Genomic DNA, 12,710 nt, shown 5'->3' with positions numbered 1-12,710 from the left:
GATCCGATGGCGCCTCAGATCGCACGATAAGCGTCGCTCACCGCCATGGAATGCATGGGGCGGCGCAGCGTCGGATCAAACGGATTGATCTGCGTGGTCAGCCGGTTGGCCTCGCGCAGCAGCATGTCGACCACGATGGGCAGGCGGTCGGCGCTCAGGCGGTTGACCAGCGTGCCGACCGATAGCGCTGCAACCACGTTGCCGTTGCGATCGAACACCGGCACGGCAATGCCGGCCATGCCTTCGAGCAACCCATCCGTCTTGGCGCTGTAGCCCTGTTCGCGGGCTTTTCTGACTTCGGAGCGTAGGTAGACCTCGTCGTACACGCTGTAGTGCCGGATGCGCGGCAGGTTGTAGCGCAGCACCTCCTCCTGCTCTGCCTCGGGCAGGTGCGCCAGGATCACCATCGCCCCCTGGCCCACGCCCAGTTCGATCCGGCCGCCCACATCGCCCGTAAAGGTGCGAATGGGGTACTGGCCTTCCACGCGGTCGAGGCACACCGCATCGAAGCCCGAACGCACCAACAGCAACACCGTGTCGCCCAGGCTGGCATTCAGGCGCAGCAAGGCCGGCCGCGCCACCGCGCGCAGATCGTTCACCGTGCCTGCCTGGGCTGCCAGGCAGAACAAGTCCAGGCTCAGCCGGTACAGCTTGTTCTGCTGATCCTGCTCGACCATGCCTTCCTGCGTCAGGCCCTGCAACAGGCGGTGCGTCGTGGCGGGGGTCATGCCCAGCGTCTTGGCCAGGTAGGTGACACGCACACCTTGGTGCTGCTGCTCCGCCATGGTGCGCAGGATCTGGAAGGTGCGGTGCATGGCGCTGCGCTGATGCGCGTCGTCTTCGAAATCAGAAGCCATGAAGCTGGAATGGAGCGAATTAGGTTGATCGATTGTATTCCGTTGATCGGAATAAATTAGAGAAATATTCCGTTTACAGCGTATACACCTACGCAAACCCAATGTCTTGGCACGTGCATTGCAATAGCATATCCATATTCTTCAGACAAAGAATGCGGCCTCAGGACCCAGAACTAAGGCCCCGTCGCAAAGGATGACCGATGAGTTTTCTGCGCCTCAACCATGTCTCCAAGCAGTACGGCGACCTCCGTGTGGTTCAAGACTTCAACCTGGAGGTGCACAAGGGCGAGTTCGTCTCGCTGCTCGGCCCCTCGGGTTGCGGCAAGACCACGACCCTGCAGATGATTGCGGGCTTTGCAGAGGTGTCCGCCGGCACGATCGAGCTGGACGGCAAGAACATCACGCGCGCCAAGGCCAACGCACGCGGCCTGGGCATCGTGTTCCAGACCTACGCGCTGTTCCCGCACATGACGGTGCGCGAGAACGTGGAATTCGGCCTGGAGATGCGCAAGTGCCCGCCGGCCGAACGCCGCGAGCGCGCCATGCAGACGCTGGCGCTCGTACATCTGGACAAGCACGTCGACCGCTATCCGCGCGAGCTCTCCGGCGGCCAGCGCCAGCGCGTTGCGCTGGCACGGGCGCTGGTCATCAAACCGCCGGTGCTGCTGCTGGACGAGCCGCTGTCCAACCTGGACGCCAAACTGCGCGAAGAGATGCAGTTCGAGCTGCGCGAGATCCAGCGCAAGGTGGGCACGACCACCATCATGGTCACGCACGATCAGGCCGAGGCCATGTCGATCAGCGACCGCGTGGTCGTCATGGAAGCCGGGCGCATCACGCAGGTGGATACGCCGCTCGCCGTGTACGAGCACCCGCGCAATGCGTTCATCTCCACTTTTGTCGGCAAGGCCAATCTGCTGCATGCCGCGGTGGTGTCGGGCAGTGATGGCGAGATCCGCGCGACCGTCGGGTCGGTTCAGGTGGCGTTGCCGCCGGGCACCCCTGCCAGCAACTCCGTCGTGCTGGCGCTGCGCCCTGAAAAGATGACCTGCACCGCCGACGGCACCGGCCGCTGCGAGGGCCGCGTGACCGAACGCTTCTTCCTCGGCAATCAGTGGATGTACACCGTCGATACCCCGCTGGGCGCGTTACTGGTGTCGGCCGTCAACGACGGCGGCGCGCCGTGCGATGTCGGTCAGACCGTGGGCGTGGATTGGCAGGACCGTTATGTGCGGGTGATCGGCGCCGGGGAGGCCGCATGATCCGCCGATTCAACTGGGTGCCGCTGAGCATGACGGGCCCCGCGCTGGCCCTGTTCACCGTGATGCTGCTCGTGCCATTGGCGTTGAGCGCGGTGCTGTCCTTCAACGCCTTTGATGCCGATAAGGGGCCCATCGCGGGCACCTTCACGTTCGCGCACTACCTGCATGTGGTGCAGGACCCGTACTACTACGAGATCTTCTGGCGCACGCTGCGGATCTCCGCACTGGTGACGGTGGTGTGCATTCTGGTCGGTGCGCCGGAGGCCTACATCCTGAGCCGCATGGGCAAGCCCTGGCGCTCGATCTTTCTGCTGGTCATCCTGGCGCCGCTGCTGATCTCGGTAGTGGTGCGCGCGTTTGGCTGGAGCATGCTGCTCGGGCCCGAAGGCCTGATCAACAGCGTGTTTAAAGCCATCGGTATCGGCCCGATCAAGCTGCTGTACAACGAGACAGCCATCGTGATTGCCCTGGTGCACGTGATGCTGCCCTTCATGGTGATTCCCGTGTGGACGTCGCTGCAGAAGCTCGACCCGTGGGTGGAGAACGCCGCGCTCTCGCTGTCCGCATCGCACTTCACCACCTTGCGCCGCGTGGTGCTGCCGCAGGTCATGCCGGGCATTCTGTCGGGCAGTCTGATCGTGTTTGGTCTGTCGGCCAGCTCGTTCGCCATCCCGGGCCTGCTGGGCGGGCGCCGCGTAAAGATGGTGGCCACACTCATCTACGACGAGTACCTGAACGAGCTCAACTGGCCGCTAGGTGCGGCCATCGCGCTGATTCTGCTGGCGGCCAATCTGGTCATCATGCTGGGCTGGAACCGCATGATCGAAAGCCGCTACAAGAAGACACTGGGCTGAGGGGCGCACATGCAAAAGAACGGACCCCTCGCGCTCGCTTTCAACGCGCTCGTCATCACTTTCATGCTGGCGCCGCTGGTGATCGTGTGCATCGTCGCCTTCACCCCGGAGGAAACGCTCACGCTGCCGACCAGCCATCTCTCGCTGCGCTGGTTTGATCAGGTGCTGCATCACCCAGATTTTGTGCAGTCGTTCTGGAACAGCCTGTGGCTGGGTGTGGCGGCTGCCACCATCTCCACGGTGCTGGCGGTGCCGGCAGCCATGGCGATCGTCCGCTCGCGGGCGCCGGGGCTGCAGTTTCTGCAGGGGCTGTTTCTGTCGCCGCTGATCATTCCGCACCTCGTGCTGGGCGTGGCGCTGCTGCGCATGTTTTCACTGGTGGGCGGGCAAGGCAGTTTCGGCTGGCTGATCTTCGCGCACGCACTCATCGTCACGCCCTACACGATGCGGCTGGTGATGGCCGCGCTCGTGGGCTTCGACCACTGGGTGGAACATGCGGCCTACTCACTGGGCGCCAGCGGCTTCACCGTGTTCCGCCGCATGACGCTGCCGATGATCCTGCCGGGCATCACCGGTGGGTGGCTGCTGGCCTTCATCAACAGCTTTGATGAACTGACGATGTCCATCTTTGTGGTGTCGCCCGCCACCGTCACGCTGCCCGTGCGCATGTACATGTACGCCACCGAATCGCTCGACCCGATGATGGCCGCCGTCTCGGCGCTGATCGTCTTCCTCACGCTGGCGCTGATGCTGTTGCTGGACAGGGTCTACGGCCTGGACCGCATCCTGATCGGCAAGCATTGAGACAGAGACCACGATGAATGCTCCTGCAAGACCAATAGCAGTTGCGCAACTCCAGCGCCTCAAGGAACGCAACCGCCCCACAGTGGCTTTCGTGCTGGATGGTCAGCCCGCCGAAGCACTGGCCGGCGACACCGTATTGACGGCGGTGCTCACACAAGCACGCCAATTGCGCATCAATGAATTCAGTCAGCAGCCGCGTGCCGGCTTCTGCCTGATGGGTGCTTGCCAGGACTGCTGGGTACGCCTGGCCGATGGCCGATCACTGCGCGCCTGCCAGACCATGATCGAACCGGGCATGCATATCTGCACGCAGTCGGCCGGCAGCGAGGGAGCCACGCAATGCTGACGACGACTGCGCCCGCCGCGCCCACGTTGCAGCGTCAGAGCCAGCACGATTTGCCGCCCGTCATCATCGGCGCCGGGCCCGCCGGCGTGCGCGCCGCCGAAACCTTGCTGGCGCACGGCCTCAAACCCATCGTGCTGGACGAAGCGCCACGCGCTGGCGGCCAGATCTACCGTCGGCAACCCGATGGCTTTGGCCGCACCGCTGCAGAACTGTATGGCACCGAGGCCGCGCGGGCGCAGGCCGTGCACGCCACCTTCGACCGACTTCTGCCACAGATCGACTATCACCCGCAAACGCTGGTGTGGAATGCGCAGCCCGATCTGCTCGACCTGCTGCACGTGCCCACGCGCGGCATCAGCAGCCTTGCCTGGCGCGACGCGATCGTAGCCACCGGCGCCACCGACCGCGTACTGCCCATGCCGGGTTGGACGCTACCGGGGGTCTACACGCTGGGCGGCGCGCAGGTCGCGCTCAAGTACCAAGGCTGCGCGATTGGCGATGCCGTGGTGTTTGCCGGCACGGGGCCCCTGCTGTATCTGGTGGCCAGCCAATACGCCAAGGCCGGGGCGAACGTGGTGGCGGTCCTCGACACCGCACCCGCTACCGCGCGCTACAAGGCTGCGCCGGCCATGCTGGGCCAGCCCGCCGTCATGGCCAAGGGCATGGCACTGGTCGCCTGGTTCAAACTGCACGGCATTCCCATGCACCACGGTGTGCGGCTGCTACGTGCCGAGGGCGATACGGCGGTGAAACAACTCGTGTGGCAAGACAGCGCCGGCCGAGAACAGCGCACCGCGTGCACCGCCGTGGGCATCGGTTACGCCTTGCGGCCCGAAACCCAACTGGCCGATCTGCTGGGCTGCACGTTCGAGTTCTCCACGCTGCACCGCTGCCACGTGCCCCGCATCGACGCGATGCGGCGCAGCTCGGTGGCGGGCGTGTACCTGGCGGGCGATGGCGCGGGCATCATGGGCGCCGATGCCGCCGAGTCTTCGGGCGCGCTGGCGGCAATGGCGCTGCTGCAGGATCGGCAAGTCGCTATCGATACCGACCGCGTACGCAGTCTGCAAACGCGTTTGCAAAAGATCGAGCGATTCCGCCACGCGCTGGAAACGGCGTTCCCCTTTCCCGAAGATTGGGCTGCGCACGCCAGCGACGATCTGGTCGTGTGCCGCTGTGAGAACGTCACTGCCGGCACACTGCGCCAGACGGCCAACGAATGCGGTGCGCATGAACTGAACCGCCTCAAGGCGCTGTGCCGGGTGGGCATGGGCCGTTGCCAGGGCCGTATGTGTGGTGCTGCGGCAGCGGAAATCCTGGCGCACGTACGCTCCGTACCGCTGGCCCAGGTGGGCCGCCTGCGCGGTCAGGCGCCGATCAAACCACTACCGCTGGATGTGACTGCCGCGGAGGACGAGCATGCGTGAGCAACTTGCGTGCGACGTGGCCATCATCGGCGGCGGCATCATGGGCAGCGCCACTGCGCTGTTCCTGCGCCAGCGTGGGCTGACGGTCACGCTGCTGGAGCGCGACCTGTGCGGCTCGCGCTCCAGCGGCGTCAACTTCGGCGGCGTGCGGCGCCAGGGTCGCGCTATCGAGCAATTGCCGCTGGCGCAACGCGCGCACCAGATCTGGGGGCGCCTCACTGAGTTGATCGGCACCGAGGCGGAATACGAACGCAGCGGACACTTCAAGATCGCCCGCAGCATCGCGGATATGGAATCGCTGGCCGACTATGCCGAGCGCAGTCAGGGCTTCGGGCTGGGCCTGCAATTGATCGAGGGCCGGGCCGCACTGCAGAAGTATTTTCCAATGGGGGGCGACCAGATTGTCGGCGGCTCATTGTGCCCGGGGGATGGGCAGGCCAATCCGCGTCTGCTGTCTCCCGCGTTTGCCCGTGCCGCGCAGGCTGCTGGCGCCGATGTGCGCGAGCATGCGCCGGTGCTGTCGGTCGAGCACGACGGCGCACGCTTCGTCGTACACGCGCGCCAGCATGATCGTGACCTGGAGATCAAGGCCCCCACCCTGGTCAACTGCGCCGGTGCATGGGCCGCGCAGTTTGCGGCGCAATGGGGCGAGCCGGTGCCCATGTTCACCATCCCGCCCACCATGGGCGTGACCGAACCGTTGCCCTTCTTCCTGCCGTGGAGCCTGGGCGTGGAAGGCGGTGGCATCTACTGCCGCCAAGTGCGGCGCGGCAACGTGGTATTCGGCGGCGGGCGCGGCTACCTGCTCGATGATCAACGCGCGCGGTCATCGCACGTGGCCATCCTGCGCCAGTTGCCGCAATTGGCTGCCCTCCTACCGCAACTCAAGGGCGCACACATCATCCGCACCTGGAGCGGTACGGAAGGCAACCTGCCCGATGACCAACCCGTGATCGGCGCCAGCGCCCGTCGCCCCGGCCTGTTCCATGCCTTTGGCTTTGCCGGTGCTGGCTTCCAGCTTGGCCCGGGTGTGGGCGATGTCATGGCCGAGTTGATTGCCGAGGGCCGCACCAGTACGCCGATCGAACCCTTTTCCATCCAACGTTTTCTGCATCCCGACGCTTGATGCAGCTTGATGCACTTGATGCCCCAGGAGATCACCATGCTTGTGAAACACGCGAAAACATCGTTCGTTGCAGCGGCTGCCGGTGCTGCGCTACTTGCCGCTGGCATCACCCACGCAGAGACCAAGACGCTGTACATCGGCATGAACGGCGGCAACATGGAACGCACCTACACGCAGTTCGTGTTCCCGCCGTTCGAGAAGGCCAACAACGTCAAGGTGGTCGTCGTGCCCGGCACCTCGACCGACATCCTCGCCAAGGCGCAGGCCACCAAGGGCAAAGCGCAGATGCACGTGATGACGCTGGATGACGGCGTCATGTTCCGCGCCATCGGCATGGGGCTGTGCGAGAAACTCAAGCCTTCGGCCAACCTGTCGGCCGTGCCTGCCATTGCCCACCTCAAGGGCGATTACGCCGTGGGTCTCTCCATGGGGCTGACGGGTCTCGCCTACAGCACCAAGATCTTTGCCGACAAGGGCTGGACACCGCCCACCTCGTGGGGCGACCTGGCTGACCCGAAATACAAGGGCAAGGTGGTGGTGCAGTCCATGCCGGCATCGTCGTTTGGGCTGGACGCCTTCCTGATGTTCAACCGGCTCAAGGGGGGCACGGAAAAGAACGTCGATCCGGCATTCAAGGCATGGCCCACCACCATCGGCCCGAATGTGATCGAGTACATCCCCAACTCGTCGAAGGTGGTGGAGATGATGCAGGCAGGCGATGCAGCATTGTTTCCGTACACGCTCACGCAGGTTGAGCTGATGAAGTCCAAGGGCATTCCGATGGAGTTTGTCGCGCCCAAAGAAGGCGCCGTCGTTCTGCTGACCGCACAGTGCGTGCTGGCCAACAACCCCGATGCCGATCTCGCGCAGAAGCTGGCGGACTACCTGATCAGCCCCGAGGCACAGGCGCTCGCCATGGAAAACGGCTCCTACAATCCAGTCAATCCGAAAGCACCGCTCAAGGGCAAGGCTGCGGAAGAGCAGAACAAGATGAACGGCATTCTCAAGACGGCCGTCGCGCTGGACTGGGATGTCATCAACGCCGAGCGCCCGGAGTGGAGCAAGCGCTGGAACCGCGTGGTCGAGCGTTGATCGCCCGGCAAGCGCACACTGATCAGTTGAACACGAAAGAACAGTAAGGATGGATGTATGGCAGATTCCCGCACACGATTGCAAACGGTACTAAACGCCCTAGGCCTGGACTTGAAGGCCTACGAAGGCACGGACTGGACGAGCCGCGCCCCACGTGACGGTTCCGTATTGGCCCGCGTCAAATCGCACACCGCCGAGCAAGCGCAGGCCGCCATTCAGAACGCGCACACGGCGTATCTGACATGGCGTGCCGTGCCCGCTCCGGTGCGCGGTGAGCTGGTGCGCCGACTGGGCGAGGTGCTGCGCACGCACAAGGCAGCGTTGGGCGAACTCGTATCGCTGGAGGCAGGCAAGATCGCCTCTGAAGGCCTGGGCGAAGTGCAGGAGATGATCGACATCTGCGATTTCGCGGTCGGCCTGTCGCGGCAACTGCACGGCCTGACCATCGCCAGCGAGCGGCCCGGGCACCGCATGATGGAGACCTGGCACCCGATGGGCGTGGTGGGCATCATCTCGGCGTTCAACTTCCCCGTGGCGGTGTGGTCGTGGAACGCTGCGCTCGCCCTGGTGTGCGGCAATGCCATCGTCTGGAAACCGTCAGAGAAGACACCGCTGACCGCCATTGCGTGCCAGCACCTGATGCAACAGGTGGTGGATGCATTCAATGCGGAGAAGCCGGACGCCATCCCTGCGGGACTGAGCCAACTGCTGATCGGCGGGCGCGACGTGGGCGAGGCGCTGGTGGCCAGCCACCTTGTGCCGGTGGTCAGCGCCACGGGCTCGACCCACATGGGCCGTCAGGTTGGCGTGAAGGTGGCGGAGCGCTTTGGCCGTTCGATTCTGGAGCTGGGCGGCAACAACGCGATGATCGTCACACCCTCGGCCGATCTGGAACTGGCGGCCCGCGCGATCACCTTTGCCGCAGTCGGTACGGCAGGCCAGCGCTGCACCTCATTGCGCCGCCTGATCGTGCACCGCTCGGTGGCCGACACGCTGCTGGCGCGCCTGGAAAAGATCTACCAGAGCATTGCCATTGGTGACCCGCTGGCCGACGGCACCCTGGTTGGCCCGCTGATCGACCAGGCCGCTTTCCATGCCATGCAACAGGCGCTGGCACAGGCACGCGCTGAAGGCGGCACGGTGCTCGGCGGTGAACGCGTGCATGAAGAACTCGGTGCCGATGCCTGGTACGTGCGCCCCGCGCTGGTCAAGATGCCCAAGCCGACCCACGTGATGCAAAGCGAGACCTTCGCGCCCATCCTGTACGTGGTGGTGTACGACGGCGACACCGACGAGGCGATCGCGATCCAGAACGGTGTGCCGCAAGGGCTGTCATCGGCCATCTTCACGGGCAGCCTGACCGATGCCGAGCGCTTCATGTCGTCGGCAGGCAGCGACTGCGGCATTGCCAACGTCAACATCGGCACATCGGGCGCCGAGATCGGCGGCGCATTTGGCGGCGAGAAGGAAACCGGCGGCGGCCGGGAATCCGGCTCAGACGCCTGGAAGGGCTACATGCGCCGCGCCACCAACACCATCAACTACAGCGGCGCGCTGCCGCTGGCGCAGGGCGTGCGGTTCGACGTGTGACGACCAGGCGGCGACGAGGTCGGTTCTGTCGAACCTCGCCGCCGCCCTGCCGCTCAGCGCGGGGGGGACGCGTCTGAAAGCGTTCCATGAAACCGCCGGCATGCACTTCAGGTGTTGGCGCAAGATCGCGCCTTCGGCCCCGTAACAGGGTGGATCGCACCGACTGCGCAGGCAATACGCCCGCAGCCCGCACGCCGGTGACAGGACGTTCGCAATCGCTGTCCTGTGCTTCAATGCAGGTCGACTGCAACACCGCACTCACATGAAGCGCTTCGACGACCTGTACCTCTTCACACGCGTGGTAGAAGCCGGTGGCTTTTCCGCCGCCGAGCGCGCCACGGGCATCCCCAAGTCACGCCTCAGCCGCCGCATTGCCGAACTGGAAACGCAGCTCGGCACGCGCCTGCTGCAACGTTCCAGCCATCGCGTGTCCGTCACGCCGGTGGGCGAAGCGGTGTACCGGCATGCGCGCGACATGGCCGATGCGTCGGCGGCCATCGAAGCACTGGCGGGTGCAGCGCGCAGCGAGCCTGCGGGGGTCCTGCGCGTGGGCACATCACCGCTGCTGGCCGAGACCTTGCTCGCCGGCTGGCTGGCCGAGTTTGCCGAAGCCCACCCGAAGCTGCGCATCGAGCTGGACCTCTCCAACACCTATGTCGACCTGATCGAGCAACGCATTGACGTTGCCATTCGCGCGGCGACCGGGCCGTTGCCGTCGCGCGACGTGGTGGCGCGCCATCTGGCGGTCTCGCCGCGTGTGCTGGTGGGCAGTCCCACGCTGCTTGCGCGTGTGGAAGCGCCGAGCACGCCGGCGGATCTCGACAACCTGCCGTGCCTTGGCCAAGGCACGCTTGCGCGCAGCCGTGACTGGGTTCTGCTGGATGCGCGCGGCCATCGGCTGGCGCTGCCCGTCCGGCCACGCTTTGCCGCCGACAACATCATCGCGCTGCGCGAAGCGGCCATCGCCGGGTTGGGCCTCGCCATCCTGCCGCAGCACTGCTGCCACGAGGCGCTGGTTGATGGCCGCTTGCAGACGGTGTTGCCAAGCTGGACGCCCGAGCCGGCTGATCTGCATGCGCTGTACCCATCGCGCGCGGGTGTACCGCCGTCGGTGAAGGCGCTGGTGGCATTCCTGCGGGAGCGTTTTGCCAAGGAAGCCACCATGCAGCCGATCAACTGAGACCGGCCACTTACCTCACCACCCTGCCGAAAAAGTCGACCATGCGCGCACCGATTTCCTCGTGGTGCGTCTCCAGCGCAAAGTGGCCGCTGTCGACAAAGTGCACTTCAGCATCCGGCAGGTCGCGCTTGAACGCCTCCGCACCGGGCGGAATAAAGATGGCGTCATTGCGGCCCCACACGGCCAGCAGCGGCGGTCGGTGCGCGCGAAAGTACGCGTGCAGCGCCGGATACAACGCCACGTTGCTCGCGTAGTCCAGGAACAAGTCCATCTGGATGTCGAGCTGGCCCGCACGGCTCAGGAAGTACTGGTCAAGCAGATAGCCATCCGGTGCCACACGCGTTGGATCGGGCACACCGTTCAGGTATTGCCATTGCGTCATCTCGTCGGAGACCAGCATGTGCAGCTCCCGGCGGTGCGCTTCGTCCGGGTTGGCCCAGTAGGCCTTGATTGGCGCCCACGGGCCCTCACTAAAGCCGTCCTCATAGCCATTGCCGTTTTGCGTGACGATGGCTGTGATGCGTTCCGGATGCGCCATCGCCAGGCGCCAGCCGGTCGGCGCACCGTAGTCGAACACGTAGATCGCATAGCGCGACAAGCCAATCGCTTGCGTGAAGCCATCCACCACGTGCGCAAGGTTGTCGAAGGTGTAGCGAAAACCCTCCGGCGCCTGCGTCAAACCAAAGCCCGGCAGATCCGGCGCAACCACGTGATAGCGCCCAGCCAACTGCGGAATCAGGTCTCGGAACATGTGCGAGGCACTCGGGAAGCCATGCAACAGCAGCACGGTGGGCGCATCGGCCGGGCCGGCCTCGCGGTAGAACACGCGCACACCCCCAACGTCTGCCGTGCGATGGCGGACGGCGGTGGGGGCATAGGCATCAGCAACAAGATCGGCCGGGTGGGCTGGGGCGTTCATGACAGGGCTCCTAGTGAGATTTTGGGGAACAGCACCGCAGCCAATGTAACCATTGAAATTATATTTTTCAAGTTACATGAAATTTTCCCATTGGTCGCATTCCGATCTGTGATGCAAAACAAAACGGGCACGCCGTGTGGCGTGCCCGCGTGGCGATTCCTACAGCAGGAAAACTCAGGTGAGCCGCTCAAGTGCCTGGGCGGCGATACGGCGTGTGATGACCTCGGCGGAGTCTTCCGTGGCCAGTTGGGCGCCCTGGCCCGACCACAGGTTGATGAAATCGCCCGAGCCGGTCGGCTCGGTCTTGGCGCGCAGCGGTGCCAGCGAACCACCGGCCGTCGGAAAGGCCGGTGCAAACGTACTCATCGGGCCAATTTCACGCATCAACCGGTTGACGATGCCGCGCGCCGGGCGACCGGTGAACACGTTGGTGAGGGCGGTATCCGCATCCGTGGCCCGCTTGAGTGCGGCGCGATGGATGGCCGACGTCTTCGCTTCGGGCGAGAGCATGTAAGCCGTGCCGATCTGTACCGCCGATGCGCCCAGGGCGAACGCCGCCACCACGCCCCGTGCATCGCCAATACCGCCCGCCGCAATCACCGGCACGCGCACCGCATCCACCACCTGTGGCACCAGCGCAAACGTACCGACCTGAGACTCGATAGACGTGGTGAGGAACATGCCGCGGTGCCCGCCAGCCTCGTTGCCCATGGCGATGATGGCGTCCACGCCGCGGGCTTCCAGCCAGCGCGCTTCTTCCACCGTCGTGGCGGCAGCGATGACCTTCGCGCCGGTGGCCTTCACGCGCGCCTGCAGGTCGGGCGCCGGCAGGCCGAAGTGGAAACTCACGACTTCAGGCTTGACCTCTTCAACCAGTGCACAGGTTGCTTCGTCAAACGGTGCGCGGTTGACGGCCGGCGCCTGCGTGTTCAGGTCAATGCCGAACTCCGCGTAGTACGGCGCCAGATGCGCACGCCACTTGGCCTCACGCTCCGGATCAGGCTGCGGCGGCGTGTGGCAGAAGAAATTCAGGTTGATCGGGCCGCGTACCGCCGCACGAAACTGCTCGACCTGCTGACGGATCTGGTCTGCGCTCAGCATCGCGCAGGGGATTGAACCCAGGCCGCCCGCACGCGCCACGGCAATCGCCAGCTCGACACCACCCACGCCAGCCATGGGCCCCAGCACGATCGGCACATCAATGTTGAACAACGCCAGCACGCGGGCATCAGGCCATGCGCTCATGATCTTCT

Annotated in this window: 12 protein-coding genes; 9 read left to right on the top strand and 3 right to left on the bottom strand. The window is 64.9% G+C overall.

What is annotated here, in order from left to right; translation table 11 throughout:
- Positions 1-14: 14 nt before the first annotated feature.
- Complete coding sequence (locus C404_RS35240; protein WP_021193433.1) at positions 15-857, bottom strand: IclR family transcriptional regulator; 843 nt, start codon at positions 855-857, stop codon at positions 15-17.
- 200 nt (positions 858-1,057) lie between these two features.
- On the opposite strand from C404_RS35240, the gene C404_RS35235 reads away from it, so the two are divergent.
- The 9 genes from C404_RS35235 to C404_RS35200 all read left to right on the top strand — a co-directional run bounded on the left by C404_RS35235 (position 1,058) and on the right by C404_RS35200 (position 10,538).
- Complete coding sequence (locus C404_RS35235) at positions 1,058-2,119, top strand: ABC transporter ATP-binding protein (RefSeq protein WP_021193432.1); 1,062 nt, start codon at positions 1,058-1,060, stop codon at positions 2,117-2,119.
- Positions 2,116-2,973 (top strand): ABC transporter permease, encoded by an 858-nt coding sequence (locus tag C404_RS35230; RefSeq protein ID WP_021193431.1) that lies wholly within the window; start codon positions 2,116-2,118, stop codon positions 2,971-2,973. The genes C404_RS35235 and C404_RS35230 overlap by 4 nt, the downstream gene beginning before the upstream one ends.
- Before the next feature lie 9 nt (positions 2,974-2,982).
- The gene (locus tag C404_RS35225; RefSeq protein WP_021193430.1) at positions 2,983-3,777 is read left to right on the top strand and encodes an ABC transporter permease; all 795 of its coding nucleotides are present in this window, start codon (positions 2,983-2,985) and stop codon (positions 3,775-3,777) included.
- Between the two features lie 13 nt (positions 3,778-3,790).
- Positions 3,791-4,123 carry a (2Fe-2S)-binding protein gene (locus tag C404_RS0129610; protein ID WP_031328880.1) on the top strand — a complete coding sequence of 111 codons (333 nt, stop codon included), beginning with the start codon at positions 3,791-3,793 and terminating at the stop codon, positions 4,121-4,123.
- Positions 4,117-5,550, top strand: coding sequence for an FAD/NAD(P)-dependent oxidoreductase (locus tag C404_RS35220; RefSeq protein WP_021193428.1), 1,434 nt, complete (start codon positions 4,117-4,119; stop codon positions 5,548-5,550). The genes C404_RS0129610 and C404_RS35220 overlap by 7 nt, the downstream gene beginning before the upstream one ends.
- Complete coding sequence (locus C404_RS35215; RefSeq protein WP_021193427.1) at positions 5,543-6,676, top strand: NAD(P)/FAD-dependent oxidoreductase; 1,134 nt, start codon at positions 5,543-5,545, stop codon at positions 6,674-6,676. The genes C404_RS35220 and C404_RS35215 overlap by 8 nt, the downstream gene beginning before the upstream one ends.
- A gap of 36 nt (positions 6,677-6,712) precedes the next feature.
- The gene (locus C404_RS35210) at positions 6,713-7,768 is read left to right on the top strand and encodes an ABC transporter substrate-binding protein (RefSeq protein ID WP_021193426.1); all 1,056 of its coding nucleotides are present in this window, start codon (positions 6,713-6,715) and stop codon (positions 7,766-7,768) included.
- 57 nt (positions 7,769-7,825) lie between these two features.
- On the top strand, positions 7,826-9,358 hold the full coding sequence (gene amaB, locus C404_RS35205; protein WP_031328878.1) for an L-piperidine-6-carboxylate dehydrogenase: 1,533 nt from the start codon (positions 7,826-7,828) through the stop codon (positions 9,356-9,358).
- A gap of 262 nt (positions 9,359-9,620) precedes the next feature.
- Complete coding sequence (locus C404_RS35200; RefSeq protein ID WP_021193424.1) at positions 9,621-10,538, top strand: LysR family transcriptional regulator; 918 nt, start codon at positions 9,621-9,623, stop codon at positions 10,536-10,538.
- Positions 10,539-10,548: 10 nt separating this feature from the next.
- On the opposite strand, the gene C404_RS35195 is transcribed toward C404_RS35200, so the two are convergent.
- Both C404_RS35195 and C404_RS35190 read right to left on the bottom strand, forming a co-directional pair.
- A complete protein-coding gene (locus C404_RS35195) occupies positions 10,549-11,457 on the bottom strand; it encodes an alpha/beta fold hydrolase (protein ID WP_021193423.1) in 909 nt (302 codons plus the stop codon).
- A gap of 174 nt (positions 11,458-11,631) precedes the next feature.
- On the bottom strand, positions 11,632-12,702 hold the full coding sequence (locus C404_RS35190) for an NAD(P)H-dependent flavin oxidoreductase (RefSeq protein ID WP_021193422.1): 1,071 nt from the start codon (positions 12,700-12,702) through the stop codon (positions 11,632-11,634).
- Between the last annotated feature and the right edge of the window lie 8 nt (positions 12,703-12,710).

Origin of the sequence: Ralstonia sp. AU12-08, assembly GCF_000442475.1 — a bacterium.
GTDB lineage: Bacteria > Pseudomonadota > Gammaproteobacteria > Burkholderiales > Burkholderiaceae > Ralstonia > Ralstonia insidiosa.
Note: the sequence above shows the minus strand (reverse complement) of the source record. Positions and strands in the feature narration are given on the sequence as shown.

Bases quoted from the DNA above. Each gene is read 5' to 3' on its own strand.
- C404_RS35240 (WP_021193433.1), bottom strand. From the start codon at position 857: ATGGCTTCTGATTTCGAAGACGACGCGCATCAGCGCAGCGCCATGCAC.
- C404_RS35235 (WP_021193432.1), top strand. From the start codon at position 1,058: ATGAGTTTTCTGCGCCTCAACCATGTCTCCAAGCAGTACGGCGACCTC.
- C404_RS35230 (WP_021193431.1), top strand. From the start codon at position 2,116: ATGATCCGCCGATTCAACTGGGTGCCGCTGAGCATGACGGGCCCCGCG.
- C404_RS35225 (WP_021193430.1), top strand. From the start codon at position 2,983: ATGCAAAAGAACGGACCCCTCGCGCTCGCTTTCAACGCGCTCGTCATC.
- C404_RS0129610 (WP_031328880.1), top strand. From the start codon at position 3,791: ATGAATGCTCCTGCAAGACCAATAGCAGTTGCGCAACTCCAGCGCCTC.
- C404_RS35220 (WP_021193428.1), top strand. From the start codon at position 4,117: ATGCTGACGACGACTGCGCCCGCCGCGCCCACGTTGCAGCGTCAGAGC.
- C404_RS35215 (WP_021193427.1), top strand. From the start codon at position 5,543: ATGCGTGAGCAACTTGCGTGCGACGTGGCCATCATCGGCGGCGGCATC.
- C404_RS35210 (WP_021193426.1), top strand. From the start codon at position 6,713: ATGCTTGTGAAACACGCGAAAACATCGTTCGTTGCAGCGGCTGCCGGT.
- amaB (WP_031328878.1), top strand. From the start codon at position 7,826: ATGGCAGATTCCCGCACACGATTGCAAACGGTACTAAACGCCCTAGGC.
- C404_RS35200 (WP_021193424.1), top strand. From the start codon at position 9,621: ATGAAGCGCTTCGACGACCTGTACCTCTTCACACGCGTGGTAGAAGCC.
- C404_RS35195 (WP_021193423.1), bottom strand. From the start codon at position 11,457: ATGAACGCCCCAGCCCACCCGGCCGATCTTGTTGCTGATGCCTATGCC.
- C404_RS35190 (WP_021193422.1), bottom strand. From the start codon at position 12,702: ATGAGCGCATGGCCTGATGCCCGCGTGCTGGCGTTGTTCAACATTGAT.